The sequence below is a fragment of the Cupriavidus sp. CPT47-8839-RL05A genome (assembly GCF_058792255.1).
In genome coordinates, this window is the sequence record NZ_JBYTEG010000001.1 from 116,380 (window position 1) to 140,482 (window position 24,103).

Annotated in this window: 24 protein-coding genes; 9 read left to right on the forward strand and 15 right to left on the reverse strand. The window is 68.5% G+C overall.

Annotated elements, in window-relative coordinates; translation table 11 throughout:
- Nucleotides 1-114: 114 nt before the first annotated feature.
- The 3 genes from AC3WVS_RS00495 to AC3WVS_RS00505 are packed head-to-tail and all read left to right on the forward strand — an operon-like array spanning nucleotide 115 to nucleotide 2,173.
- A complete protein-coding gene (locus AC3WVS_RS00495) occupies nucleotides 115-1,257 on the forward strand; it encodes a flavodoxin family protein (RefSeq protein WP_492316897.1) in 1,143 nt (380 codons plus the stop codon).
- Between the two features lie 44 nt (nucleotides 1,258-1,301).
- Complete coding sequence (locus tag AC3WVS_RS00500) at nucleotides 1,302-1,868, forward strand: BON domain-containing protein (RefSeq protein ID WP_492316898.1); 567 nt, start codon at nucleotides 1,302-1,304, stop codon at nucleotides 1,866-1,868.
- Nucleotides 1,869-1,900: 32 nt separating this feature from the next.
- On the forward strand, nucleotides 1,901-2,173 hold the full coding sequence (locus AC3WVS_RS00505; RefSeq protein ID WP_492316899.1) for a BON domain-containing protein: 273 nt from the start codon (nucleotides 1,901-1,903) through the stop codon (nucleotides 2,171-2,173).
- 29 nt (nucleotides 2,174-2,202) lie between these two features.
- Here AC3WVS_RS00505 and AC3WVS_RS00510 read toward each other — a convergent pair whose 3' ends face one another.
- Both AC3WVS_RS00510 and AC3WVS_RS00515 read right to left on the reverse strand, forming a co-directional pair.
- On the reverse strand, nucleotides 2,203-3,582 hold the full coding sequence (locus tag AC3WVS_RS00510) for an erythromycin esterase family protein (protein WP_492316900.1): 1,380 nt from the start codon (nucleotides 3,580-3,582) through the stop codon (nucleotides 2,203-2,205).
- A gap of 63 nt (nucleotides 3,583-3,645) precedes the next feature.
- Entirely contained in the window at nucleotides 3,646-3,867 is a 222-nt protein-coding gene (locus tag AC3WVS_RS00515) for a DUF2188 domain-containing protein (protein WP_010814536.1), read from the reverse strand.
- Nucleotides 3,868-4,040: 173 nt separating this feature from the next.
- On the opposite strand from AC3WVS_RS00515, the gene AC3WVS_RS00520 reads away from it, so the two are divergent.
- Nucleotides 4,041-4,349: a hypothetical protein gene (locus tag AC3WVS_RS00520; RefSeq protein ID WP_010814535.1), complete on the forward strand. Its 309-nt coding sequence runs from the start codon at nucleotides 4,041-4,043 to the stop codon at nucleotides 4,347-4,349.
- 55 nt (nucleotides 4,350-4,404) lie between these two features.
- Here the strand turns inward: AC3WVS_RS00520 and AC3WVS_RS00525 are convergent, their stop codons facing one another.
- From AC3WVS_RS00525 to AC3WVS_RS00540, 4 genes are all read right to left on the reverse strand, one after another.
- Entirely contained in the window at nucleotides 4,405-5,763 is a 1,359-nt protein-coding gene (locus tag AC3WVS_RS00525; RefSeq protein ID WP_492316901.1) for an MFS transporter, read from the reverse strand.
- Nucleotides 5,764-5,904: 141 nt separating this feature from the next.
- On the reverse strand, nucleotides 5,905-6,129 hold the full coding sequence (locus tag AC3WVS_RS00530) for a DUF2783 domain-containing protein (RefSeq protein WP_492316902.1): 225 nt from the start codon (nucleotides 6,127-6,129) through the stop codon (nucleotides 5,905-5,907).
- Between the two features lie 30 nt (nucleotides 6,130-6,159).
- On the reverse strand, nucleotides 6,160-7,884 hold the full coding sequence (locus tag AC3WVS_RS00535) for an FAD-dependent oxidoreductase (RefSeq protein WP_492316903.1): 1,725 nt from the start codon (nucleotides 7,882-7,884) through the stop codon (nucleotides 6,160-6,162).
- A 49-nt stretch (nucleotides 7,885-7,933) separates the two neighbouring features.
- Complete coding sequence (locus AC3WVS_RS00540; protein ID WP_492316904.1) at nucleotides 7,934-8,893, reverse strand: MBL fold metallo-hydrolase; 960 nt, start codon at nucleotides 8,891-8,893, stop codon at nucleotides 7,934-7,936.
- Nucleotides 8,894-9,212: 319 nt separating this feature from the next.
- Here AC3WVS_RS00540 and AC3WVS_RS00545 point away from each other — a divergent pair, with 319 nt between their 5' ends.
- Both AC3WVS_RS00545 and AC3WVS_RS00550 read left to right on the forward strand, forming a co-directional pair.
- Nucleotides 9,213-10,040: an IclR family transcriptional regulator gene (locus AC3WVS_RS00545; protein WP_492316905.1), complete on the forward strand. Its 828-nt coding sequence runs from the start codon at nucleotides 9,213-9,215 to the stop codon at nucleotides 10,038-10,040.
- Nucleotides 10,037-10,867, forward strand: a complete 831-nt coding sequence (locus AC3WVS_RS00550; protein ID WP_492316906.1) for an IclR family transcriptional regulator — start codon at nucleotides 10,037-10,039, stop codon at nucleotides 10,865-10,867. Before AC3WVS_RS00545 ends, AC3WVS_RS00550 begins: the two co-directional genes overlap by 4 nt.
- Nucleotides 10,868-10,877: 10 nt before the next feature.
- On the opposite strand, the gene AC3WVS_RS00555 is transcribed toward AC3WVS_RS00550, so the two are convergent.
- Together AC3WVS_RS00555 and AC3WVS_RS00560 are read right to left on the reverse strand one after the other, a co-directional pair.
- A complete protein-coding gene (locus tag AC3WVS_RS00555) occupies nucleotides 10,878-11,858 on the reverse strand; it encodes a Bug family tripartite tricarboxylate transporter substrate binding protein (RefSeq protein WP_492316907.1) in 981 nt (326 codons plus the stop codon).
- 109 nt (nucleotides 11,859-11,967) lie between these two features.
- Nucleotides 11,968-13,962 (reverse strand): PAS domain-containing hybrid sensor histidine kinase/response regulator, encoded by a 1,995-nt coding sequence (locus tag AC3WVS_RS00560; protein WP_492316908.1) that lies wholly within the window; start codon nucleotides 13,960-13,962, stop codon nucleotides 11,968-11,970.
- Nucleotides 13,963-14,205: 243 nt separating this feature from the next.
- On the opposite strand from AC3WVS_RS00560, the gene AC3WVS_RS00565 reads away from it, so the two are divergent.
- Genes AC3WVS_RS00565 through AC3WVS_RS00575 form a run of 3 tightly spaced genes read left to right on the forward strand, consistent with a single transcriptional unit; the run spans nucleotide 14,206 to nucleotide 16,284 of the window.
- Nucleotides 14,206-15,039 (forward strand): helix-turn-helix domain-containing protein, encoded by an 834-nt coding sequence (locus AC3WVS_RS00565; protein ID WP_492316909.1) that lies wholly within the window; start codon nucleotides 14,206-14,208, stop codon nucleotides 15,037-15,039.
- 26 nt (nucleotides 15,040-15,065) lie between these two features.
- A complete protein-coding gene (gene flhD, locus AC3WVS_RS00570; RefSeq protein WP_492316910.1) occupies nucleotides 15,066-15,419 on the forward strand; it encodes a flagellar transcriptional regulator FlhD in 354 nt (117 codons plus the stop codon).
- Nucleotides 15,420-15,441: 22 nt separating this feature from the next.
- Nucleotides 15,442-16,284 (forward strand): hypothetical protein, encoded by an 843-nt coding sequence (locus tag AC3WVS_RS00575; RefSeq protein ID WP_492316911.1) that lies wholly within the window; start codon nucleotides 15,442-15,444, stop codon nucleotides 16,282-16,284.
- A gap of 12 nt (nucleotides 16,285-16,296) precedes the next feature.
- Here AC3WVS_RS00575 and gabD read toward each other — a convergent pair whose 3' ends face one another.
- The 7 genes from gabD to AC3WVS_RS00610 all read right to left on the reverse strand — a co-directional run bounded on the left by gabD (nucleotide 16,297) and on the right by AC3WVS_RS00610 (nucleotide 23,978).
- Nucleotides 16,297-17,745: an NADP-dependent succinate-semialdehyde dehydrogenase gene (gene gabD / locus AC3WVS_RS00580; protein WP_492316912.1), complete on the reverse strand. Its 1,449-nt coding sequence runs from the start codon at nucleotides 17,743-17,745 to the stop codon at nucleotides 16,297-16,299.
- A gap of 72 nt (nucleotides 17,746-17,817) precedes the next feature.
- The gene (locus tag AC3WVS_RS00585; protein ID WP_492316913.1) at nucleotides 17,818-18,036 is read right to left on the reverse strand and encodes a DUF3079 domain-containing protein; all 219 of its coding nucleotides are present in this window, start codon (nucleotides 18,034-18,036) and stop codon (nucleotides 17,818-17,820) included.
- A gap of 97 nt (nucleotides 18,037-18,133) precedes the next feature.
- Nucleotides 18,134-18,349, reverse strand: coding sequence for a hypothetical protein (locus AC3WVS_RS00590; RefSeq protein ID WP_492317174.1), 216 nt, complete (start codon nucleotides 18,347-18,349; stop codon nucleotides 18,134-18,136).
- Between the two features lie 108 nt (nucleotides 18,350-18,457).
- The gene (locus AC3WVS_RS00595; protein ID WP_492316914.1) at nucleotides 18,458-19,693 is read right to left on the reverse strand and encodes an AI-2E family transporter; all 1,236 of its coding nucleotides are present in this window, start codon (nucleotides 19,691-19,693) and stop codon (nucleotides 18,458-18,460) included.
- 194 nt (nucleotides 19,694-19,887) lie between these two features.
- Entirely contained in the window at nucleotides 19,888-21,309 is a 1,422-nt protein-coding gene (locus AC3WVS_RS00600; protein ID WP_492316915.1) for an aldehyde dehydrogenase family protein, read from the reverse strand.
- 34 nt (nucleotides 21,310-21,343) lie between these two features.
- Complete coding sequence (locus AC3WVS_RS00605; protein WP_492316916.1) at nucleotides 21,344-22,255, reverse strand: TauD/TfdA dioxygenase family protein; 912 nt, start codon at nucleotides 22,253-22,255, stop codon at nucleotides 21,344-21,346.
- A 49-nt stretch (nucleotides 22,256-22,304) separates the two neighbouring features.
- Nucleotides 22,305-23,978, reverse strand: a complete 1,674-nt coding sequence (locus tag AC3WVS_RS00610) for a GMC family oxidoreductase (protein ID WP_492316917.1) — start codon at nucleotides 23,976-23,978, stop codon at nucleotides 22,305-22,307.
- Between the last annotated feature and the right edge of the window lie 125 nt (nucleotides 23,979-24,103).

Sequence of the window (24,103 nt, forward strand, 5' to 3'; positions counted from 1 at the left end):
ACGAATTGCACGCGCGGCCGCCCGCCACGCAGGGCGCCGCGCGCAATGCATGCCCCCCGGGGATGGCGCTCATCTTGCATGTCTGCGGGACATGCATCCCGTACGGAGACCGTCATGCCCGAGCACCCGCCCAAGCCAGCCCGGCCATCGCAGGATGCGCCGCGTGCGCCGCGCCATCCCGGCAACCCGGAAGATGTGCGCAAGGGCCAGGTGACCGCCCCCCTGGCGCGCGACACGTTCCGCCAGCGCTTTCTTGCGCGCTTCGCGGATCCCGCATACCGGCAGGAGGATGAGGCGCTGGACCGCCTCGAACACATCGCCTGGGATGCCTATCAGGAAGGCCGCAAGGCACCCCGCACGCATAAGGCCGGGCCAGGCTATGCCGATCCGGACTACGAGCTCTCCGACGAGTGGCGTGCCGCCAGCGAGGCCGTGCGGAGCGCACAGGAGCGCCAGGCCGATCCCGCCACGCCGTCGCGCGTGCTGCTGGTGTGCGCCGCGGCGCGCAACGACTACACCTGCCCGGGCGAGATATCGAAATCCTGGCGCCTGGCCGGGCGCGCACGGGAACGGCTGGAGGCGGACGGCATCGAGGTCGACCTGCTCGACCTGAGCCTCCTCGCTTCGGATGCCGACCTGCGCATCCATCCGTGCAAGGCGTGCGTGTCGACGGCAATGCCGTTGTGCCACTGGCCGTGCAGCTGCTATCCCAACCATGCGCTGGGCCAGGTCAACGACTGGATGAATGAAATCTATCCGCGCTGGGCGGCCTGCCACGGCGTGCTGATCGTGACGCCGGTGTACTGGTACCAGGCCGCCAGCCCGCTGAAGCTGATGATGGACCGGCTGGTCTGTGCCGACGGCGGCAATCCCGATCCCACCAGCACGCATGGCAAGGACGTGGTGCGCGCCAAGGCGATGGAGCTGTCCGGCTGGGACTATCCCAAGCACCTGTCCGGGCGCGCCTACGGGCTGGTGGTGCACGGCGACGTGGCCGGCACCGAGGGCGTGCGCCGCGCGCTGGCCGACTGGCTCGACTGGATGGGCCTGATCGACGCGGGCCCGCAGGCGCGGCTGGACCGGTATATCGGCTACTACGAGCCCTATGCCACCAGCCACGTGGCACTGGACCAAGACACTGGCGTGCAGGGCGAAGTGGACAACGTGGCGCGCGCGCTGGCGTGCGCGGTGCGGCAGTTGCGCAAGGGCGAACTGCGCGCGCCGGACCGCGGGCTGGTGCCGCCGCGGCAGAAGTAGCGGGACGCAGACTGATTGACGAATCGGGGCAAGCGGAGACGACGATGGATCGCAGAGACAACTGGCGCGGCCAGCCATGGCACGAGAGCGCGGTGCCTGAAGCCGATATGCGCAGTCACTACGTGGGCGCCTACGGGGTCTACGACTATGACGAGCCGGTGGACCCGGACGAGTCTGGCGGGCGCCGCGGGGCCTGGGAATGGCGCCCGGAGCGCTTGCCGCCGGACGCGCCGGCGCCGCGCGCCCGGGGCCAGGCCGATCCTTACCGCCAGTTCACCGGCTACAACGAGCGCATGGATCTCTACCGGGGCGGGCCGCAGCGGGCGCGTCCGGTGGGGCCGCGCAACTACCAGCGCACGGACGAGCGCATTCTCGAAGACCTGTGCGAGCAGCTCTCGCGCAGCGCGCGGCTGGACCTCAACGATGTCGAAGTCCGGGTCGAGCAGGGCGTGGTGACGCTGGAGGGCAGTGTGCCGGACCGGCTGCAGAAGTACCGGATCGAGGATATTGCCGACGAGGTTTTCGGCGTGAAGGATCTGGTCAACCACTTGCACGTGGCGCGCACTGGCGCAGCGCAAGCGCATCCGGGCCACGGCATGCGTACCTACTGAGGCGTTGTTCCCACGGACGGGAGAGTGCGCGCATGACCGGTTCCCCGAACCCAGCCAATCCCCGTGGCAATGCCGCGACTGCAGCGGATATCGCGCTGCAGGCGGCCTTGTGCTCGCGCCTGTGGGACGCCGGCCTCGACGTGAGCGAGGTGGCCGTGGACGTGGCGCAAGGCCGCGTGACGCTGCGCGGCGCGATCGGCGCGCAGGCCGATTGCGATGCAGTCGAAGCCTGCGTCCGCGGCTGTGACGGCGTGCGCGAGATCGTCAATCGCATCCAGGTTGCGCCGGACCGCACCGGCGGATGAGCTTCCGTACAAGCGACCAGGCGGCCACTTCAGAGCCCGTAAGGCCAGGTCTCCGGCGCGCCCGGCGCGGGCTCCGCCGGCAGCGCCGGGACCGCGCGCGTACGGTCGAACCACAACAGCAGATCGAATTGCCGCGGCAGCGTGGCGCGCGCATAGTGGCTCTGCAGTTCGGTCTCGGGGCGGTAGATCACCCCGATAAAGCGCTCCTGCCGGGCCGGCATCAGCAGCTGACGCACATCGGCCAGCACGCCGCCGTTGGCGGCGCCGGATGGGCCGCGCAGGTCGACCCAGGCTTGCGCATGGCCGGCCGCATGGAACAGGTGCTCGTAGCTGTCGGCACGGGCAGGGCGCACTTGCTTGATTTCCATCGGGCCGTCCCACGATGTCGCCGCGGCGACGGTGCCGTCGTAAGTGCTGAAGCCAACCAGCGCGGCGGCGTCGCCGAAGGACTCGCGGCACAGCTGGCCGATATTCAGCTGCCCCTGGCTGGCGCCCATCTCGGTCTGCGAAGCATCCCCGATATGCGAGTTGTGCGCCCATACCACCGCGCGCGCTTGCGGGCCATGCGCCTGCAGCAGATGCGCCAGGGTTTCAAACATATGTGTGTCGCGCAGGTTCCAGCTGTCGTCGCTGCCGTGATACATCACGCGGTAGTAGCGCTCGGCTGAAGCGACCAGGCGCGCGTTCTGCGCGGCATCGAGAAAGTCCTCGTGGCCCGCCCGGGCATAGGCCAGCCGCTTGTCCAGCAGCGCCTGCAACTGTGCGACGACGGCATCCTCGCAGTCGGCATGCGTGCCGTGCAGCACGGCACGCCCATAGCGCGCCGGATCCCTGCCCCACGGTTCCAGGCAGCCATAGCGCTCGCGCGCCGCTCGGGCGGCCTGTGGATCTACGCCCTCCAGGTAGGCCAGCACTGCAGCCATGGAAGCGCGCAGGCTGTAGATATCGAGGCCGAAGAATCCAGTGCGCTGCGCAGGCGCCAGGGTTTCATTGTGCGTGTGCAGCCAGCGGATAAAGCGCGCCACCTCCAGGTTGCGCCACATCCAGACCGGGAAGCGTGTAAAGGCTGCGCCGGGTGATTCGGCCGGCTGTGGCGGGCGGCCGCGCACGTGGCGGTCGACTGCCGCGGCATCTGGCCAGTCTGCCTCGACCGCGATGATGCGGAAGCCGTGCCGGGCCACCAGGTGCGCCGTCAGCGCGGCGCGGGCATGATAGAACTCGGCGGTGCCATGCGTGCTCTCGCCCAGCAGCACCACGCGGTGTCGGGCCAGCAAATCGGCCAGCACGCCGGTGGCATTGGCAAACGGACCGCGGAACGGGCTTGCCGCCGGGTCGTCGATGGGCGGCAACGGAACCGCCGCGGCCGCAATCGCGGCGGCGGCGCGGGGGTCAGCCCGGTGGTGTGGCATGTCGCATCGGTATCCGGGATAACAGCGCCGGACTCCTCAGCGGGGCCTGACCCGTGGCCGGGATCAGCCCGGAATGGTGCGCGGATCGTGGCCGAAACTGCTGCGCGAGCGGATCTGGCCGTCGCGGCCGTGGATCAGCAGCTCGACATGCTCGCTCTGCGCCTTCGTGGTGCCGGCCGCAACTGCTTCTTCCTGGGTGGCGTGGTGCGATTCTGCATAGCGCGCACCCTCGTGGATCACATCCCAGCCTTCGTCGTGCGGTACGACGTGTATGTTGCTGCCCATGGTGGGTCTCCTCGATGATCGATGCTTTCATTGTGGCGCATCTGTGCGCGCTGTCTATCCGGCGCCGTCTGACAGGCGCAAAGGGCACCGGGTTCCACTTTTCGATGGAAATCCCTGGTTATTTGTCGGGCCTCTTGTAAGCTGGACTTGGATCGCAAAAAGAGGAGCGGACCATGCGTGCAAGATTTGCCAGGGGGCTGACGCAGTCGCCGGTGACCGTGGTGGCCCGGGCGTTCGACGGAGAAGCGGTGCGCACTCCCCAGGTGGGCGACCTGGTGACGGTGTATAGCCAGGATCAGGACACCGAATTCAATATTCGCCTGTGCGAGGCCGTCGAGCCCGGCCGCTGGCGCGGCGTGGTCTACGCGATCGGCCGCGGCCAGGACGTGCTGGTCACGGCCGAAGGGCTGGAGATCGACGACGTGGTCGAGGTGATGCGCGAGGAAATCGCCTCGGTCATCCCCTGCGGCCGATCTCACTGAACGCCGCACCCCGCGGGTGCGGACATTCCGGTCTTGACGATGCCTGCGGCCCGGTTCAGGCCGGCCGCGCGGGCTGCCTTGGCACGCCCAGCCACATGGCCAGGCCGCTGGCCAGCAGCAGCGCCGCCAGCAGGTAGAGCGCATGGTCCAGGCTGCCGGTCCGGGTCTTGATCTGCCCGATCACCCACGGGCTGACGATGCCGCTGGTGATGCCGATGCTGCTGATGAAGGCGATGCCGGCGGCCGTGCCCGCGCCCGGCAGGTAGCTGGGCGGCAGCGACCAGAACACCGGCAGCGCGGCAAAGATCAGCACCGCGGCCACCGACAGGATGGCCAGCATCAGCGCCAGGCTGGGCAGGTGCAGGGTCAGCGCCGCCAGGGCCAGCGCGCCGCCTGCCGTGCACAGCAGGAAGTGGCGGTGGCGCTCGCCGGTGCGGTCGGAATGGCGCGCGATCAGGAGCAGGCCGACCGCGCCCACGGCATTGGGGACCACCGAATACAGGCTGACCGACATCACGTCGGTGATGCCGAAGTCGCGGATCATCAGCGGCATCCAGAAGCTCAGCGCCAGCGAACCACAGGTCAGCGAGAAATAGATAAACGCGAACAGGTACACGCGCGGGTTGCGCAGCACCTGCCGCAACGCGTGCAGCGAATGGCCGCCGGCATGTGCTTGCGCGGCGGTGTCGCGCGCCAGGTGGGCGCGCTCGCGGTCGGTCAGCCAGCCGGCCTGCTGCGGGCCATCCACCAGGCAGCGCGCGGCCAGCAGGCCCAGCAGCACCGCGGGCGCGCCCTCGATCGCAAACATCCACTTCCAGCCTTGCAGGCCGAGCACGCCGGCCATGTCGCGCATGATCCAGCCGGACACCAGCCCGCCCAGCACACCCGCCACCGCCACGCCGGCAAAGAAGATCGCCATCACCGCGGCGCGGCGGCGCGCCGGGAACCAGTAGGTCAGGTAGAGCACGATGCCGGGGAAGAAGCCGGCTTCGAACACGCCCAGCAGGAAGCGCAGCGTATAGAACTGCGCCGGGGTGGAGACGGCCATCATCGCCACCGAGGCCAGGCCCCACAGCACCATGATGCGCGTGAACGTGCGCCGCGCGCCAAAGCGCGCCAGCAGCATGTTGCTGGGCACTTCGCACAGCACGTAGCCGACGTAGAAGACAGCGGCGCCCAGGCCGTACATGGCGTCGCTGAAGCCGAGGTCCTGCTTCATCTGCAACTGGGCGAAGCCGATGTTGATGCGGTCCAGGAACGACACCACGTAGCAGACGAACAGGAACGGGATGATGCGCAGCCAGACCTTGCGGTAGAGCGCATCTTCATCGTGCGCAGCCAGTGCTGCGGGAGGCAGGGTGGGGGACGTCAGGCTGGATAGGGACGAAAGATCCCCTGAGACCGGATGGCTCATGAACGTTGTCTCCGTACGGTGGTGGCTGCGGCGGCGGGCAGCCGGAGGGTTCCGCCAGTGGGCAGCGTCTTGCGCGCGTTGGCCCGGGATGGTGCCGGGAAAAGAACAGCACAGGCGCGGCGGTGCCGCGCCTGTGTCGGGTCAGGCTGGCGTGGCGGCGGGCATTTCGGTCACGCCTTCGCGCGCGGTGGCCATGGCGGCCAGCAGCACATCGTGGTCGCCGATATGGTTGGCCAGCAGCAGGATCAGCTGCGCATTGGCGGCCTGGCTTTGTACCTCGTCGAGGTCGCGGTGCATCTCGATCAGCGCTTCGTAGAAGTCGTCGGGACGCGCCAGGTTGGGTTGGGTGTTGAGCATATTGGGCACGGGAGTCTCCGCGGTGAGGTCTGGCCGGTCTCAGGCGGCCATGCGGCCGGGCTGCGGGGCGCGCAGATCGGCACCGGTGGCGCGCGCCAGCGCGGCGCGGATCGCGGCCGGGTCGGGGTGGTGCCAGCGGGCGCAGACATGCTGGTCCGGGCGGACCAGGTAGCAGGTGCCGGGCGTGGCACCGTAGCGCGCGGCGGCCAGGCCCTCGTCGTCGCGCAGCACGGTGGCATTGGTGCAGGTCACCGCCGGCTGCGCGGCGTCGGTCACGTAGACCAGTTGCAGCGGCACGCCGCTGTCTTTCAGCGCGGCGAGGCCGGCGAGCGTGGCCACATCGATGGCGTCAGGGCTGCCGAACACCAGCACCGTGAAGTCCCCGCCCAGGTGCGACAGCAGCCAGCCCGCGCCCTGCGCGCCGGATACCGGCGCGTCGCAGCAGACCGCGCCAGGCACCAGCTTGCAGGCATAGTCCTGGGCGTCGTCAGCGGTGTTCAGCGGCGAATCCTGCAGCACCGCGGGCACCGACAGCCGCCCGCTGTTGACCAGGGTGCGCGCAAACGCATGGCGCCTGGACAGGGTCAGCACCGCATCGCGGAACACGCGGCTGACCGCGCTCTTGGGCGTGATGAAGTCGGTGGAACGGGTGGAGTTGCGCAGGTTCTCGTCGGCGGCGTATTCGCGCTCGCTGGCGTAGGTGTCCAGCAGCTTGTCGCAGGCATGGCCCTGCAGCACATAGGCCAGCTTCCAGGCCAGGTTCTCGGCGTCCTGGATGCCGCTGTTGGCGCCACGCGCGCCGAACGGCGACACGCCATGCGCGGCATCGCCGGCGAACAGGATGTTGCCGTGGCGGAAGCTGTCCATGCGCAGGCAGGAGAAGGTATAGACGCTGACCCATTCCAGCTCGAACTTCACGTCCTTGCCCAGCAGCGCCTGCACCCGCGGGATCACGCGCTCCGGTGTTTTCTCCAGCTCCGGGTCGGCGTCCCAGCCGAGCTGGAAGTCGATGCGCCAGACATTGTCCGGCTGGCGGTGCAGCAGCACCGACTGGTTCGGGTGGAAGGGCGGGTCGAACCAGAACCAGCGCTCGCTCGGGAAATCCGCTTCCATCTTCACGTCGGCAATCAGGAAGCGGTCGCGGAAGGTGCGGCCCTTGCTGTCCAGGCCCAGCAGCTTGCGCATCGGGCTGCGCGAACCGTCGGCGGCCACCACGTAGCGTGCCGCCAGCGGGTAGCAGCCTTCAGGCGTCTCGATGGTCAGCACCACGCCGGGCTCTGGCGTGGCGCGCTGCTGCAGCCCGACCACCTTGTTGCGCCAGCGGATATCGATATTGGGCAGCGCCTGCGCGCGCTCGAGCAGGTAGCCTTCGAGGTAGTACTGCTGCAGGTTGATGAAGGCCGGGCGGCGGTGGCCGCTCTCGGGCAGCAGGTCGAAGCTGTAGACCTGCTGGTTGCGCAGGAACACCCTGCCGACGTGCCAGCGCACGCCCTTGTCGACCATGCGCTCGCCGCAGCCCAGCCGGTCGAAGATATCCAGCGTGCGCTTGGAAAAACAGATTGCGCGCGATCCGGTGGACAGCGTGCAGTCGTCATCCACCAGCACCACGGCCACGCCGCGCTGCGCCAGGTCGATGGCGGTGGCCAGGCCGACCGGCCCGGCGCCGACCACGACGACCGGGTGGGCGGCCGGATCGGCCCCTTTCTGTTGCTCGGCGCAGGGCTGGTACTCGAACGACAGCCGCTGGTAATCGATGCTGCTCATGCCTGTGTCTCCATCCATAGCTTGTTGCCCGACTTGTTCTTTTTGGAGGTCAGTCCTGCAGTGCGGCCCACATTTCCTTGTCGCGCTGGGCCGTCCAGATGCGCGGGTGGCGGACACCGCTGGCCTCGTCATAGGCGCGCGAGACGTCGAAGGGCAGGCAGTGCTCGTAGATAAAGACCTGGCCAAACTTGGGGTCCATCGCGCGCCGGGTGTGCGCCATCGCGGCCTTCAGGTCGAGCTTCTCGGCCACGGCTTCCTTGCCGGCCTGGAACAGCGTGGTGACGAAGTCCTTGGTGTAGGCGATACCCTTCTCCACTTCCTCCGGCGTGGTCAGCGCGGGGCCGCGGCCGGGCACCAGCTTTTCCGGCTTGAGTGCCTGCAGCGCGTCCAGCGTGGCCGGCCAGTCTTCCAGCTGGGCGTCGCCGCAGTAGCAGGCGGCGTCGTACTCGACCAGGTCGCCGGAGAACAGCACCTTCTGCTGCGGCAGCCAGACCACGGTGTCGCCCTTGGTATGGCCCGAGCCCAGGTGGGCGATGCGCACTTCCAGCTTGCCCAGGAACAGCGTGATTTCCTTCTCGAACACCAGCGTCGGCCAGGTCAGGCCGGGCACGGTCTCGACCCCCGCGAACAGGCGCGGGAAGCGCTCGATCTCGGACTTCATGTCGGCCTCGCCGCGCTCGACGATCATCTCGTAGGTGCCGCGGCTGGCGATGACCTGCTGCGCGCCTTCGGCGAAGTAGGCCGACGCGCCCAGCACGCGCACCGCGTGGTAGTGCGACAGCACCACGTACTTGATGGGCTTGTCGGTGATGGTGCGGATGCGGGCGATCAGGTCCTGCGCCATGGCCGGCGTAGCGGTGGTGTCGACGATCAGCACGCCGTCGTCGCCGATGACCACGCCCGAATTGGGATCGCCCTCGGCGGTGTAGGCCCAGGCGTTTTCCGACAGCTGGGTGAAGGTGACCTGCTTGGCTTCCAGGTCGGCCTGCGATGCGAATGCCTTGGACATGGCGTCTTTCCTTTGTGTGGGGAGGCGAGACGGCACCGGTCGGGGCACGATGGCTGCGTTGCGCTGGCCGCGCGGGCTGTCTCGCCCCCGTTTCTATGGATGTCTGACGGCGTGGGTCGCCGTGTTCGGACGGGGTAGTGCAATCTTAGGAAACGTTGAAAAATTAATCAATAGCGAAATGATTAGCCTATGACAAATAATTGAGGCGTGCCGAAAGCGCCATCAGAAGCAGGTGGAGCTTGTTCGGGTAAACCCCCGTGTGCACGGCAACGGGAGGCGTTCGATTAATATCCGGGTTTTCCGATCACACAGGATGGCAATGGCCAGGCGCAAGGCTGGGGAAGCAGGAACGCAGGCGGACGAGCCCGCTGCGCGTGCCGACAAGGCACAGCGCGGCATCCAGAGCGTGGAGGTGGGCGGGCGCCTGCTGGCGGCGCTGGCCGCCGCGCGCGCACCAATGCCGCTGGCCGCGCTGGCCGAGGCGGCGCAGCTGGCGCCGGCCCAGGCGCATGCCTACCTGGTCAGCCTGACGCGGCTGGGCCTGATCAAGCGCGACCACCTCTCCGGCCGCTACGAGCCCGGGCCGCTGTCGCTGCAGCTGGGCATGCTGCACCTGGAGCAGGACGCCGCCTGGCGCGCCGCGCAACCCCGGGTGGATGCGCTGGCGCAGGCGTCCGGCTTCAGCGTGGCAATCAGCATTGCCGGGCCACAGGGCCCGACCATCGTGCGCTATGTGCCGGCCAGCGCGCCGCTGCATGTCAACCTGCACGTGGGCACGGTGATGGCACTGGCCGCCACGGCTACCGGGCGCGTGTTCTGTGCGTTCCAGCCGCCGGCACTGTGGCAGCCGCTGTGGCGCGCACAGCAGCCGGGCGCGGCCGAGTCCGACCTGGCCGCCTTCAGCGCCAGGCTGGGAGAAATCCGAGCGCGCGGCATCGAGCGCAGCATCGACACGCCCAGCCCGGCCGTCAGCAGCCTCAGCGTGCCGGTGCTGGACGCCGCTGGCGTGCTGCGGCTGGTGCTGACCCTGGTGGGATCGACCGGTGCCATCGAGGTGGACTGGCGCGGCGCGGCGGCGCAGGCCCTGCTGGCCGCAGCGGCGGACATCGGCGCCGCGCTGCGTGATGAACAGGGACGCCCGGCATGAGCAGCGCGACAGAAGCCCAGCAAGACCTGGAAGGCGGCAAGCCGCAGCGCGGCATCCAGTCGCTGGACAGCACCGGCCAGCTGCTGGTGGCACTGGTGGCCGCCGGCCGGCCGCTGGCACTGCGCGACCTGGCGCTGGCCGCGGGCATGCCGCCGGCCAAGGCGTTCCCGCATCTGGTCAGCCTGCAGAAGACCGGCCTGCTGGCGCGCGATGCCGCGGGCAACTACCTGTGCGGACCGCTGGGGCTGGAGCTGGGACTGATCGCGCTGCAGCGGCTGTCGCCGACGCGTGAGGCGGAACCGGAGGTGATCGAGCTGGCCGGCGCCACCGGCCTGAGCGTGGCCATGGCAGTGCTGGGGCCGCTGGGGCCCACGGTGGTCCGGCTGGAGGAATCGGCGCGGCCCCAGCACGTAAGCCTGCGCGTGGGCACGGTGCTGTCGCTGGTCCATACCGCGATTGGCCGCACCGCCGCGGCATACCTGCCAGCCAACGTGCTGGCGGGCTTGCTGGAAAAGGACGAATTGCGCATGGCCGGCGCCGCCGCGGCCGAAGTGCTTGAACCCGGCGGCAAGCTGGCGCCGGCCTACGCCGGGCGCCTGGCACAGGTGCGCGCGGCCCGGCTCGACAATGCGCTGAGCCACCCGGTGCCGGGCATCGACACGCTGGCGGCGCCGGTATTCGACCACACCGGCAGCCTGGCGCTGGTGATCGCCGTGATGGGCTCGAGCGGCAGCTTTGACAGCAGCACCGCAGGCGCCACTGCCGCGCTGGTGCGGCAGGCGGCGCGCCGGCTGTCGTGGCGCTTCGGCGCGCCGGACACGGCCTGAGCTCAGGCCATCAGTTGTCCAGCCTGATGTTGGCCGACTTGATCAGGCTGTCCCACTTCTCGTACTGCGCGCGGATATAGCTGCCGAACTGCGCCGGCGTGGCGGGGAAGGGCACGGTGCCCTGGCTGGCCAGCCTGGCGGCCAGGTCAGGCTGCTTCAGCGCCGCCACGATCTCGCCGTTGAGGCGGTCGATCACTGCCTTGGGCGTGCCGGCCGGCGCGGCCACGCCAAACCACGCGGTCAGCTCGTAGCCGGGCACGCCGGCGGCGGCCAGCGTGGGCACGCCGGGGAGCTGGTCAGAGGGCTTCTGCGTGGTCACCGCCAGCGCGCGCACGCGGTTGTCGCGGATATACGGCAGCGCGGTCGAGACGCTGTCGAACATCATGGTGATGCGCCCGCCGATCAGGTCGGTCATCGACGCGGCGCTGCCCTTGTACGGAATGTGCGTGATATTGACACCCGCCAGGTGGGTGAAGAGCTCGCCCGCCAGGTGCGACGAGGAGCCGTTGCCGAACGAGCCATAGGTCAGCTTGCCCGGCTCCTTGCGCGCCAGCGCCAGCAGCTCCTGCACGGTGCGCGCCGGCACGCTGGGATGCACCACCAGCACGTTGGGCAGGTAGGCGACCGAAGCCACCGGCGCGAAGTCCTTCAGCGGATCGTAGCCAGGCTTGTCATAGAGGCTCTTGTTGACCGCCAGCGAGCCGAAGGTGCCGAACAGCAGCGTATAGCCGTCGGCCGGGGCCCGCGCCACCGCGATGGCCGCCAGGTTGCCGCCGGCGCCGGGCCGGTTGTCGATCACCACCGGCTGGTGCAGCCGCGCCGACAGTGCGTTGCCGATCTCGCGCGCCAGCAGGTCGGTGGCGCCGCCGGGCGGGAAGGGCACCACCAGCCGCACCGGCTTGTCGGGATAGTCCGCCAGCGCGGTACCGGCGGCCGTGGCCGCGAACGCAAATACCAGCCCCGCGGCTGCACGCCTGATCCAACCCTGCATCGCTGTCTCCTTTCTGTGATCTGTTGCGATGGAATGGCTGTCAGTGTGTCGCAGCGCCGGCAGGCGCGTGTTTGGGATTGGCGAAGGTCGGGTTCGGTGCCGGAGCGGGTCACTCCGGCGGGCGCAGCCGGGCGATGGTGCCGAACAGCGTTTCCAGCTCCACCGGCTTGACCAGGTGCGCGTCGAAGCCGGCTGCCTCGGTACGCTGCCGGTCCGCCGGCTGGGCGAAGCCGGTCAGCGCCACGAAGCGCGTCAGCTCGGTGCCGGCCACGCCGCGCATGGCGCGCACTACCTCGAAGCCGTCCATGCCGGGCATGGCCAGGTCGATCAGCGCGATATGCGGGCGGCAGCGCGGCGCCACATGCAGGGCCTCGGCGCCGTCGTAGGCAATGGTCACCTCGTGGCCGCAAATCTCGAGCAGCATGGCCAGGCTGTCGGCGGCGTCGCGGTTGTCGTCGACCAGCAGGATGCGCTGCGCCTGCTGCTCGGGCGTGGCCGGACCCAGGGCCCGCGGTGCGGCTCCTGAGCGGGCGTCATCCTTGCGCGAGGCCGGCAGCGGCAGGCGCAGCGTGAAGGTGCTGCCTTGTCCCGGCCCGGCACTGGCGGCAGCGATGGTGCCGCCGTGCAGCTCGACCAGTGACCGGCACAGCGACAGGCCGATGCCCAGCCCGCCATGCACGTCGGTGCCCGGACGGCTTTCCTGCATGAACAGGTTGAAGATCTCGTCGATGGCCTGGGGCCCGATGCCACAGCCCTGGTCCGTCACCTGGACCTGCAGTGTGCGGTTCTGGATCGTGGTGGCGATCGTCACCGACGACCCGGGCGGCGAGAACTTCGACGCATTGAGCACCAGGTTCTGCATGACCTGCACCAGCCGCGTCTTGTCGGCACGCATTGGGATCGAGCCGGCATGGGTCCGCACTTCGACGCACTGCGATTTGGCATCCAGCGCCGGCTGCGCTGCCTCGACGCCGAGCGCGATGATCTCGTTGAACTCGACCGGCTCCATGCGCAGCTCGATGCGGCCGGAGGTGATGCGCCCGATGTCGAGCAGGTCGTCCACCAACCGGCTCAGGTGGTTCACCTGGCGCTCGATCATGGCCAGGCTCCGGTTTGCCAGCACCGCGTCCTCCGGCGCCAGCCGCATCGCCGCGAGCGCGCTGTGCACCGGCGCCAGCGGATTGCGCAGTTCATGCGAAAGCGTGGCCAGGAACTCATTCATGCGCTGGCTGGAGCGTTCCAGCTCTTCGCGGCGGCGGCGCTCGCTCATGTCCCGCGTCACCTTGGCAAAGCCGCGCAGCGTGCGTGACTCGTCGTATACCGCTGTCAGGGTGACATTGGCCCAGAACAGCGAGCCATCCTTGCGCACGCGCCAGCCTTCGTCTTCCACGCGCCCGACGCGCCGCGCCAGCGCCAGGAGCCGTGACGGCTTGCCGGCGGCGACATCCTCCTGCGGATAGAACACCGAGAAATGACGGCCGATGATCTCGTCGCGGCGGTAGCCCTTGATATAAGAGGCACCGGAATTCCAGCTGACGATATGGCCGCCGGGATCGAGCATGAAGATGGCGTAATCCTTGACCCCCTCCACCAGCAGCCGCAGGGTTTCTTCGCTCTGGCGCAGGGCCTCGGCGGCGCGGCGCTGCTCGGTCATGTCCCGCGTGACCTTGGCAAAGCCGATCAGCCGGCCCTCGGCGTCCTTCAGGGCGGTGATGACGACGTTGGCCCAGAAGCGGCTGCCGTCCTTGCGCACGCGCCACCCCTCGTCCTCGAACCGGCCCTGTTCGGCCGCGGCCTTCAGCTCGGCTTGCGGCCAACTCCGGGCGATCGCATCCGGCGTGTAGAACTGCGAGAAATGCTTGCCCAGGATCTCCTCGCGGGCATAGCCCTTGATGCGCGCCGCGCCCTTGTTCCAGCTGGAGACATGGCCGCCGACGTCGAGCGTGAAGATGGCGTAGTCCTGCACGGAGTCCACCAGGGTCTGGTAAGGCACATCGGGCAGGTCGGCCCGGATCTCGTGCGAACGCCCGCCCGATGGCTCGCCAGCGTCGGGGCGAGGTACGCTTCCGGCGGGTTGCTGCGGGTTCTCGGGGTGTCGTGTCATGGCATGTCCTGAACGGCGTCCTGCCGGCGTGGCCCGCCAGCGCATCCGGTCCTGGTCTTGTAGCAAGGATACCCCCGCCAGCAGCCTGGCAGGGCCAATGGCGGGGGATGCCGGTGGCCCCGGCAGCGCAGGTCCGGATCAGAAGCTTCTGTACTGCAAATCAGAATGTGCGGATTGTCTGGGGAAACTGGCTCCATAGAATGGTCGCACAAGGGCTTTCAGCTCTTCCATCCAGAGGCGCCAATGACACAGTTAGACGAATGCCACCTGCCGTGCGACGGCATGCCGTGCAGCGCAGATTGCCAACTGGCCCGCTTCTGCCTGGGAGGCGCACGGGGGCTGCCGGGCGGCGCCCGGGGCATCCACCGCACGGTGCGCCTGCGCAAGGGCCAGTGCCTGTACCTGCTGGGCGACCCCGTGACCTCGCTCTACGCAATCCGCGTCGGCACGGTCAAGACCCACGTGACCACGGAAGACGGCCGCACGCAAGTGGTCGGCTTCCACTTCCCCGGTGACCTGGTCGGGCTGGACAGCCTGGCGCATCCGCACTATGCGTCCTACGCCACCGCGCTCGAAGACACCAAGCTGTGCATGCTCGGCATGGACGCGCTGCGCGGCGCCGCCGCCGGCATGCCGGAGCTTGCCAACCAGCTGTTCCTGGCGCTCGGCGCACAGGCGCAGCGCGCACGCGCGCTGCAGACCATGCTGGCGCTGATGACCGCCGAAGAGCGGCTGGTGACCTTCCTGCTATGGATGGCTGAAGGCCTTGCGGCGCGCGGCTTCTCGTCCTCGGAGTTCGTGCTGCGCATGAGCCGGGAGGAAATCGGCAGCTATATCGGCCTGACACTGGAAACAGTCAGCCGGCAGTTCTCGCGGCTGGCGGACTGCGGGCTGATCCGGGTGAGGCACCGCACCATCTCGCTGCTCGACAAGCCCGCCTTGCGGGCCATCGCCGAGCGCCCGATGATCTCCGCGCACGCGCCTGCGTGCGATCAGCAGGTGCCCCGGCGCGGCCCGCACGATGCCCGCCGGCTGGCACCGCGCGCGGCCGGTGGCCAGGCTGTGGCAGTCGAATGACCAAGCCCGGCCAGCGCGAGGACCGAATGGAACATGCAACACCGGCCGGCACCGCGGCTGAAGGGACGGCCAGCGACCTGGTCGGCGAGAGCCTGCGGGAAATCACGGACCTGAACCTCTCCTACCTGCTGCTGGTGCAGCGGCTGATGCGCGAGAACGAGGCCGAGGCCCTGTTCCGGCTCGGCATCGAGCGCGAAGTGGGCCGTGTGCTGGCCGCGCTCACGCCGCTGCAGATGGTGGCACTGGCGCGCTCCAACCTGGTGCTGTGCCGTTTCCGGCTGGAAGACAGCATGCTGGTGGCCGCGCTGACCGGCGCCGAGCCGCTGCATGCCCTGCAGAACATGCACGCGGCCATCGTGATGGCCGCGCAGCGCGGCTAGTGGAACCAAAATCGGAGGCTGTATGACGGGCAATGCGATGACGCAAGTCGAATGGAAGCGGATGGCGCTCGACCGCGGCCGCAGGGGCGACCACCCGCCCGGGCCAACCCGCATGGAAATCACCTGCACGCTGCAGATGCAGGATATTGTCCAGGCGCTGGGGGCGGAGCCCGATGAGCAGCGCTGTGTCGAGGCCGGCCTCGAGGTGCTTGCGATGGCCGGGCACCCGCCTGCGCGTGCCGTGGTGTCGATGGACCACGGGCGGCCGCCGGCGCTGGAATTCTATGTCGATGCCGCTGTGCCGACCTGCTGCGAACTGGACAGCACCTTGCAGCACGCGATCGCCAGCCGTTTCACCAGCGTGCTGCCGCCGGGGCTGGCAGTCACGGTGCTGCCGCTGGCCGCCTATGCACAGGAAGCCACCGACGAAGGCAAAGCGTTTGACGCGGATACCTTGCGCACCTGTGCCAGCGAACTGCTGGGCCGCGGCGGGGAGATGAACCAGCGCCTGGCGGTGGTGTGTGCCTACCTGTCGGCGCTGCATGGCGCGCAGGCCGTTGCCGAGCAGCTTGGCTACCTTGAGCAGAGCCTGCTCGCGCAGGGCCAGGAGGCCTTGTCCTGGCGCCTGCGCCGGCACCGCAGCGTGGAAGGGCGGGAGCTGGCGCAGGCATTGGAAGGACTATCCCGCGCCGCGGATGGTGCCCTGTATGAGTTCGGCGCCAGTTACAGCGCTGCGCGCGCCAGCTATCAGCTGGAGCAGATGCAGCGTGTCCATGACCGGATCGCGCGCTTTCGCGACACCTGCCGGCACGGCGGGCGCTGCCCCGAGCCCCGGCACGCCGTGTGCGCGGACACGGCGTGCTGAGGCGCGGCAAGGTCAGATACCGGCCATGCAGGTGTACTTGATGACCAGGTAATCCTCGATGCCGTAGTGCGAGCCCTCGCGGCCCACGCCAGACTGCTTGACGCCGCCGAACGGCGCCACCTCGTTGGAAATCAGGCCGGTATTGACGCCCACCATGCCGTATTCCAGGCGTTCGGAGACGCGCCAGACCCGGCCCAGGTCGCGGGCATAGAAGTAGCTGGCCAGGCCGAACTCGGTGTCGTTGGCCATGGCGACCACGTCATCCTCGGTTTCGAAGCGGAACAGCGGCGCCAGCGGGCCGAAGGTTTCCTCGCGCGCGACCAGCATGCCGGGGCCGACGTCGGCCAGCACGGTCGGCTGGAAGAAAGAATGCCCCAGCACATGGCGCTGGCCGCCCTGCAGCAGGCGCGCGCCCTTGCCGAGCGCGTCGGCGATATGCTCTTCCACCTTGGCCACGGCCTTGTCGTCGATCAGCGGGCCGATGCGCACGCCGTCGTCCATGCCGTTGCCGACCTTCAGGGCAGCCACCGCCGCCACCAGCTTCTGCGCAAACGCCTCGTACACGCCCGCCTGCACGTAGATGCGGTTGGCGCAGACGCAGGTCTGGCCGGCATTGCGGTACTTGGACACGATCGCGCCTTCAACCGCCGCGTCCAGGTCGGCATCGTCGAACACGATAAAGGGCGCATTGCCGCCCAGCTCCATCGACACCTTCTTGATGGTCGACGCGGTCTGGGCCATCAGCACGCGGCCAACCTCGGTCGACCCGGTGAAGGTGAGCTTGCGCACCAGCGGGTTGCTGCTCATCTCGCCGCCGATGGCGCCGGCCGAGCCGGTCACCACCGACAACACCCCGGCCGGAATGCCCGCGCGCTCGGCCAGGGCCACCAGCGCCAGCGCTGTCAGCGGGGTTTGCGATGCCGGCTTGAGCACCATGGTGCAACCCACTGCCAGGGCCGGCCCGGCCTTGCGCGTGATCATGGCAGCGGGGAAGTTCCACGGCGTGATGGCCGCGCATACCCCCACCGGCTCCTTGGTCACCACAATGCGCTGGTTGCTGACCGGCGCCGGGATGGTGTCGCCATAGACGCGCTTGCCTTCCTCGGCAAACCATTCGATAAACGAGGCTGCGTAGGCGATTTCGCCGCGCGCTTCTGCGATCGGCTTGCCCTGTTCGGCGGTCATGATGCGCGCCAGGTCTTCCTGGCTGGCCAGGATCAGTTCGAACCATTTGCGCAGCAGCGCCGAGCGCTCCTTGGCGGTGCGGGCGCGCCATGCCGGCAGCGCGCGGTTGGCGGCTTCGATGGCCTGGCGGGTTTCATCGGCACCCAGTTGCGGGACCTGTCCCACGCGCTCGCCGGTGGCCGGGTTGGTGACGTCGATGCGGCGCTCGCCGTCGATCCAGCGGCCGTCGATATAGCACTGCTGCCGCAGCAGCGAGGAGTCCTGGAGTTTCAGCATGGTTGTCTCGGTGGATGCCGGCGGTGCCGGGCGTCTTGTGGAAGCCTGAGACAACGATTGTAATCCGGCGGCCTAGGTTGAGGTCTTGGGTGGCGCCGCAGGCGAGGCCGCTGACGGTGCCTCGATACCCCAGTCGCCGTACTCCAGCCAGTCGTCGCCGAGCAGTTCAACCGGGTGCTGCGTGCGGCTGGAGCCATTGCCGCAGCCCATGTCGTCTACGGCGCAGTACTTGTCGCAGCCCCAGCAGATGCGCTCGGGGTGGCGGGGATGCAGGGGAAATTTCTTGGCCATGGCTTGCGGTTGGGAAACTGCTGAGACGATTATGCCCACACCCGCAAGCCGTCGATTTGCGCAATCGCAAGCGCAAGTCAGCCGGGAGCCATCCCGCTCAGTCCCATCCGTCGGCATCCAGCCGGGTCCAGCGGTCGGGCGCCTCGCCATCGGGCGAGGCCAGCAGCAGTGTCTGGCCGCATTGCGCGCAACGGTACACAAACGCATTCTGGCCGCTGGCGGTGCGCAAGGTCGCCGACATCACCAGCCTGGGATGCGGCGGCACGTGGCCCGGCCGGTCCAGCTGCGACTCGCACAGGTCGCATATAGACATCATTGTTTTCCTCCGCACGATCCCCGGCGTAGCAAGAATGCTGTGGTGCAGCATTCGCTTTTCCAGTATAGCGGCGGATCGATAGTGCCGTTGGGCGACGGCGCGCGGCTATTCGCCAAGGAACTCAGCCACCACTTCGAGTCCCTCAATGTGATCGGCAACCACCTTTGCGATGGTGATCAGCGGGATGGCGAGCAACATGCCCCATACGCCCCAGAGCCAGGTGAACAGGAGCAGTGCAACAAATACGGCCACCGCGTTCATGCGCGCCATGCGGCCGGTCATCCAGGTGGTGACGACCGACCCGATCAGCGTGGCGATCAGCAGCGATCCGACCGTTGCCGCGGCTGCCATGCCGAGCGTGCCGAACTGCATGAAGGTCACCACCCCCAGGCAGACCGCGATTGCCAGGGCGCCGAAGTAGGGCACCAGGTGCAGCGCCGCGGCCGCAATTGCCCAGCTGCCGGCGTTGTGCACGCCCAGCCACTTGAGCAGCAGCCAGGTACAGGCGCCCAGGGCCGTATTGGTCACCAGCAGCATGCCCATATAGCGGCGGATGGAGCGGTTGACCTCGTCCAGCATGTGCACGCTGATCTTCTTCTCGGAAATGGTATGCCCGACCATCTTGATGAACTTGCGCTTGAACGTATCGCCGGCCAGCAGCAGGAAGTACAGCAGGAAGACCACCACCACCGCCTGTCCGGCCATGGTGAAGATGCTGACCGAGCCGGCCAGCAGCATGTTGTGGATCTGGGCGGGCGCTTGCTCCACCACCACCTGCGTGCCGCGTGCGGGCGGGGGCTGGCCGGTGCCGCTGAGGACAGTGGCGGCGCGACGTACCTTCTGCCACATGGAATCGTCGCCGCTCATCAGCGCGCCGACCGAGCGCGACAGCTTGCTGGCGGTCTCGGGCAGGCTGTTGACGATCGACTCCACCTGCCCCTGCAGCAGGTAGGCGCCGCTGAGCAGGGCGCTCAGCACGGCCAGCAACACCACGGTGCCCGCCAGCGCGCGCGGCAGGCCCAGCCGCTGCAACGCGCAGACCAGCGGGTCCAGCAGGTAGGCCAGGACGATCGCGAGCACCACCGGAATGAGGAATTCGCGTGCGATATGCACGGCGTACAGCGAAAAGAGCGTGGCCAGCACCACCAGCGCCACACTGGCACGGTGCAGCGAGGCGTTGACGGCATCGGCTGGCGCGACTGTGTCAGGCATCTCCGCCACCGTGCGCGGCCCGGCGGCGCCCTCGTTGTCGGCGCCCGCATGCGGGTTGCCGTCGGCGGGCAACGGAACGGGCGGGGCAGGGGGCAGCGAAGAAGGCGCGGAATCGGGGATGGTCGACATAGTCGGGCGCCCTGGCAAAAGGCCTGGCGCTGCTATGAAGATAGCTGGCCGGCAGGCTGCGGCTGTCGGACGCCGCCGCCTGCGCATGTCAGACAAGCGCGGCAGCGAGGCGCCTTACAAGCGACACCGCCCGGCCGGCAGCATGGCGCTGCACGACCGGGCGGTACGGTGACTGCAGGCGGGAGCGCGCAGGCTCAACCTGTCACCGTCTTGGTTTCAAGGAACTCGGCAATGCCTTCGGGGCCGTATTCACGCCCGTTGCCGGACGTCTTGTAGCCGCCGAACGGCGCGGTGAGGTCCATCGTCGCGCCGTTGATGCGCACGCTGCCGGCGCGCAGGCGGGCGGCCAGCTTGCGTGCCCGCGCCGCGTCGGACGACGCGATGTAGGCGGCCAGGCCGAACTCGGTGTCATTGGCGATTGCCACCGCCTCTTCTTCTGAGTCGTACGGCAGCAGGCATATCACCGGCCCGAAGATCTCTTCGCGCGCGATGGTCATGTCATTGCGCACGTCGGCAAAGATGGTCGGGCGCGCATAGAAGCCGCGCTGCAGCCCGTCGGGGCGGCCGGGGCCGCCTGCGGCCACGCGCGCGCCTTCCTCGATGCCCACCCCGATCAGGCGCTGCACCTTGTCGTACTGGCCGCGGTTGGAGATCGGGCCCATCTTGGTCTCGGGGTCGGACGGGTCGCCCACCTTGACCGCGCTGGCGACGGCGGCGGCAATCTGCACGGCCTGCTCATAGCGCGAGCGCGGCACCAGCATGCGCGTCGGCGCGATGCAGGTCTGTCCGGTGTTGAGCATGCACTGCGCCACGCCGCTGGTCACCGCCGCCTGCAGGTCGGCATCGTCCAGGATGATCATCGGCGACTTGCCGCCCAGCTCCTGCGCCACGCGCTTGACCGTGGGCGCGGCGCTGATGGCCACTTCCACGCCGGCGCGGGTCGAGCCGGTGATCGACACCATGTCGACGTCGCGATGCGACGATAGCGCCGCGCCCACGGTGCGGCCCTCGCCATAGATCATGTTGAAGACACCCGGTGGCGTATCCGCGGCATCCATGATCTCGGCAAAGATGCGGGCGTCCAGCGGCGCGATCTCGGACGGCTTGAGCACCACGGTGCAGCCCGCCGCCAGCGCCGGCGCCACCTTGGCCGCGATCTGGTTCAGCGGCCAGTTCCACGGCGTGATCAGCGCCGCTACGCCGATGGCCTCGCGCAGGATGCAGCTCTTGCCGCGCGTGGTTTCGAACTCGAAGCCGCGCAGCGTCTGCAGCGTTGCCTGCAACTGTGCCAGGCCGATCGCGGCCTGCACGTTGGTGGCCAGCGTGATCGGTGCGCCGATCTCCTGGCGCACCGCCTGCGCCAGGTCGCCGATGCGCGCCTGGTAGGCGGCGATGATGCGCTCGAGCAGGGCGATGCGGGTTTCACGCGTGGACACCGACCAGGCCGGGAATGCCGCGCGCGCTGCGGCCACGGCCTGGTCCACGTCCGCCGTGGTGCCCATGGCGAGCTTGCCGGCGACCGCTTCGGTGGTTGGGTCTATGATGTCGGCCTGGGTCGCGCCCGCTGCGGGCTGCACCCACTTGCCGTTGATATAGAACTTGTCGACGATGTTCATGCCGGTTGCCTCGGAAGTTTGTGGGTGGATAGGGTCAGACCGGACGGTCGCCGATGATGGTGGCGCGGTTCATATGGCGCACGGCCGGGAAGTAATCCTGCACCGCGTAATGTTGCGTGGAGCGGTTGTCCCAGAGCGCGATGGTGTCCGGCTGCCAGCGCAGCCGCACCTGGTACTCCGGCGCGGCGGCCTGGCGGTACAGGTACTGCAGCAGGTCCAGTTCCGCGGGCCGGTAGTCGGAGCCGATGCGGTACGGCTGTTCCTTGGCGAAGTTGGCGAAATGCGTGGTGAAGGCTTCGTTGACGAACAGGATCTTCTCGCCGGTTTCCGGGTGCGTGCGTACCACCGGGTGCACCATCGGCGGAAACTTGGCGCGCATCTCCGCGTATTTTTCTTCGTTCAGCGCCGAGCCGAAGGTCGGCATCGCGTCGTGCACGGCCTTCAGGTTGGCGATGCGGGCCTTCATGTCCTGCGGCAGGTTTTCATAGGCCGCGACCATATTGATCCAGATGGTATCGCCGCCGACCTCCGGGCATTCCAGGCAGCGCAGCATCGAACCCATCGACGGGGCCATGCGCCAGGTAACGTCCGAGTGGTAAAGGTTCTCGCGTCCGCGCGTCGTGCCATCGCGCCCGAATACAACCAGTTCGGGATGTTCCGGGTGGTTGGTGAGCATCGGATGCACTTCCAGCTCGCCGAAGCGGCGCGCCACGGCTACGTGCTGGGCCGGCGTGATCGCCTGCTTGCGGAAGAACAGCACCTTGTACTTCAGCAGTGCGCGGCGCAGCGAGAGGTAGGTTTCGTGGTCCAGCGTCTCGCGGAAATCGATGCCTTCGACTTCGGCGCCGATCGTCGGCGTGCAGCGGCGCACGGTAAAGGGAAAGTCTTCGTTGTCCTGCGCCCGGTAGGCTTCCGGGCTGATGGTGGTTGCGGCAGTGGCTTGCATGGGGTGTCTCCTCGGTGTTGTGTTGCCAATGCAGGGGGGAATGACCGGCTCAGCGGTGCGAGGCCCTGATCAGGTCCGCAGCCTTTTCGCCGATCATGATGGCGGGGGCGTTGGTGTTGCCGCCGATCAGCGTCGGCATGATCGATGCGTCAGCGACGCGCAGGCCCTCGACGCCGTGCACGCGCAGTTCCGGGTCGACTACCGCCATGTTGTCGACGCCCATCTTGCAGGTGCCGACCGGGTGGTAGACCGTGTCCGCGTGCGTGCGCACGAAGTCGCGGATGGCGGCTTCATTGCTGCTGTCGGGGCCGAAAGCGTCGGTCAGGACTTCGCGCCCGCCGTGCTGCGCCAGCGCGGGCTGCGCAAAGATGCGGCGGATCGCCCGCACGCCTGCGACCATGCCCGCCATGTCTTCCTCGGCCGACAGGAAGCGCGGATCGATCACCGGCGTCTCGCGCATGTCGGCACTGCGCAGGCGCACATGGCCGCGGCTCTTCGGGCGCAGCACGCAGGCGTGGCAGGAGTAGCCGTGGCCCAGCTTGCCCAGGTTGCGGTTGCCGAGCAGCGCCACGGCAAAGTGCAGCTGCACATCCGGGATGTCCAGCTCGGGGCGGCTGCGCAGGAAGGCACCGGCCTCGGCGATATTGGACGAGACCATGCCGGTGCGGTTGCGCCGGTAGCGCATCACCTCGCGCGCCAGGCGCAGCATGCCGCGGCCAGTCTTGCCGAACAGCTCGGTCGTTTGCAGCTGCTTGTTGATGATGATGTCGAGGTGGTCCTGCAGGTTCTCGCCCACGCCCGGAAGGTCATGGACCACGTCGATGCCGAAGCTGCGCAGTTGCGCGGCCGGGCCGATGCCGGATGCCAGCAGCAACTGCGGCGAGTTGAAGGTGCCGCCGCTGACCACGATCTCGCGCCGTGCGCGCAGGATCTGCACCGCCCCACCGCGCACGACTTCCACCCCGACAGCGCGCTTGCCTTCGAACACGATCCGCAGCGCTTGCGTATCGGTCAGCACCGCCAGGCCGCGACGGCCGCCATTCAGCGCCGTGTCCGCGGCATTGCCGCTGTGCAGGTAGGCCCGCGCCGAGTTCCAGCGTTCGCCGTTGCGCTGCGTTACCTGGTACAGGCCGGCGCCTTCCTGGCTGTGGCCATTGAAGTCGCCGTTGTGAGGCAGGCCGGCCTGGATCGCTGCCTGGACAAAGCGTTGCGCAAACGGATTGGGCGAGCGCAGGTCGCTCACGTGCAGCGGCCCGTCGTTGCCGTGCAGCGCATGTTCCTGGCTGGCCAGGCGCGGATTGCGCTCGCTGCGGCGGAAGTAGGGCAGGACGTCGTCGAAGCCCCAGCCCCGGCAACCGAGCGCGGCCCAGCCGTCGTAATCGTGCCGATGGCCGCGGATATAGACCATGCCGTTGATCGAGGAACTGCCGCCCAGGCCGCGCCCGCGCGGCTGGTAGGAGCGGCGGCCATTCAGGCCCGGTTGCGGTTCGGTGTAGTAGGCGTAGTTGCGTGGCCCGGCCTTGGGGACGACCGCGGCAATGCCCACCGGCGCCCAGACCGAGAAGTGATGGTCATGCGGCCCCGCCTCGAGCAGCGCCACGGTTGCGTCCGTGTCTTCGGCCAGGCGCCCAGCCACGGCGCAACCGGCTGACCCGGCGCCGATCACGATGTAGTCGAATTCAGCCGCCGGAGTGGCGGCGCCCTGCGATGCGTTGGTCTTCAATTTCTGTGTCTCCTGAGCGGCTTTTGACGGTGCTTTCCTGTGGGTGCAGGTAGCTGCCGATGGGCGATACTGCCATTACCTGTTATGACAGGTCAATAGGGTTTCGCCTCGACCTGTCATGATAG

What these genes read in the sequence shown, in the direction of transcription:
- AC3WVS_RS00515 (WP_010814536.1), bottom strand. Translation starts at nt 3,867, where the DNA reads ATGGGCAGCAACATACACGTCGTACCGCACGACGAAGGCTGGGATGTG.
- AC3WVS_RS00520 (WP_010814535.1), top strand. Translation starts at nt 4,041, where the DNA reads ATGCGTGCAAGATTTGCCAGGGGGCTGACGCAGTCGCCGGTGACCGTG.
- AC3WVS_RS00560 (WP_492316908.1), bottom strand. Translation starts at nt 13,962, where the DNA reads ATGACACGACACCCCGAGAACCCGCAGCAACCCGCCGGAAGCGTACCT.
- AC3WVS_RS00555 (WP_492316907.1), bottom strand. Translation starts at nt 11,858, where the DNA reads ATGCAGGGTTGGATCAGGCGTGCAGCCGCGGGGCTGGTATTTGCGTTC.
- AC3WVS_RS00525 (WP_492316901.1), bottom strand. Translation starts at nt 5,763, where the DNA reads ATGAGCCATCCGGTCTCAGGGGATCTTTCGTCCCTATCCAGCCTGACG.
- AC3WVS_RS00575 (WP_492316911.1), top strand. Translation starts at nt 15,442, where the DNA reads ATGACGGGCAATGCGATGACGCAAGTCGAATGGAAGCGGATGGCGCTC.
- AC3WVS_RS00565 (WP_492316909.1), top strand. Translation starts at nt 14,206, where the DNA reads ATGACACAGTTAGACGAATGCCACCTGCCGTGCGACGGCATGCCGTGC.
- AC3WVS_RS00585 (WP_492316913.1), bottom strand. Translation starts at nt 18,036, where the DNA reads ATGGCCAAGAAATTTCCCCTGCATCCCCGCCACCCCGAGCGCATCTGC.
- AC3WVS_RS00595 (WP_492316914.1), bottom strand. Translation starts at nt 19,693, where the DNA reads ATGTCGACCATCCCCGATTCCGCGCCTTCTTCGCTGCCCCCTGCCCCG.
- AC3WVS_RS00545 (WP_492316905.1), top strand. Translation starts at nt 9,213, where the DNA reads ATGGCCAGGCGCAAGGCTGGGGAAGCAGGAACGCAGGCGGACGAGCCC.
- gabD (WP_492316912.1), bottom strand. Translation starts at nt 17,745, where the DNA reads ATGCTGAAACTCCAGGACTCCTCGCTGCTGCGGCAGCAGTGCTATATC.
- AC3WVS_RS00510 (WP_492316900.1), bottom strand. Translation starts at nt 3,582, where the DNA reads ATGCCACACCACCGGGCTGACCCCCGCGCCGCCGCCGCGATTGCGGCC.
- AC3WVS_RS00600 (WP_492316915.1), bottom strand. Translation starts at nt 21,309, where the DNA reads ATGAACATCGTCGACAAGTTCTATATCAACGGCAAGTGGGTGCAGCCC.
- flhD (WP_492316910.1), top strand. Translation starts at nt 15,066, where the DNA reads ATGGAACATGCAACACCGGCCGGCACCGCGGCTGAAGGGACGGCCAGC.
- AC3WVS_RS00535 (WP_492316903.1), bottom strand. Translation starts at nt 7,884, where the DNA reads ATGAGCAGCATCGATTACCAGCGGCTGTCGTTCGAGTACCAGCCCTGC.
- AC3WVS_RS00550 (WP_492316906.1), top strand. Translation starts at nt 10,037, where the DNA reads ATGAGCAGCGCGACAGAAGCCCAGCAAGACCTGGAAGGCGGCAAGCCG.
- AC3WVS_RS00495 (WP_492316897.1), top strand. Translation starts at nt 115, where the DNA reads ATGCCCGAGCACCCGCCCAAGCCAGCCCGGCCATCGCAGGATGCGCCG.
- AC3WVS_RS00590 (WP_492317174.1), bottom strand. Translation starts at nt 18,349, where the DNA reads ATGTCTATATGCGACCTGTGCGAGTCGCAGCTGGACCGGCCGGGCCAC.
- AC3WVS_RS00605 (WP_492316916.1), bottom strand. Translation starts at nt 22,255, where the DNA reads ATGCAAGCCACTGCCGCAACCACCATCAGCCCGGAAGCCTACCGGGCG.
- AC3WVS_RS00500 (WP_492316898.1), top strand. Translation starts at nt 1,302, where the DNA reads ATGGATCGCAGAGACAACTGGCGCGGCCAGCCATGGCACGAGAGCGCG.
- AC3WVS_RS00505 (WP_492316899.1), top strand. Translation starts at nt 1,901, where the DNA reads ATGACCGGTTCCCCGAACCCAGCCAATCCCCGTGGCAATGCCGCGACT.
- AC3WVS_RS00540 (WP_492316904.1), bottom strand. Translation starts at nt 8,893, where the DNA reads ATGTCCAAGGCATTCGCATCGCAGGCCGACCTGGAAGCCAAGCAGGTC.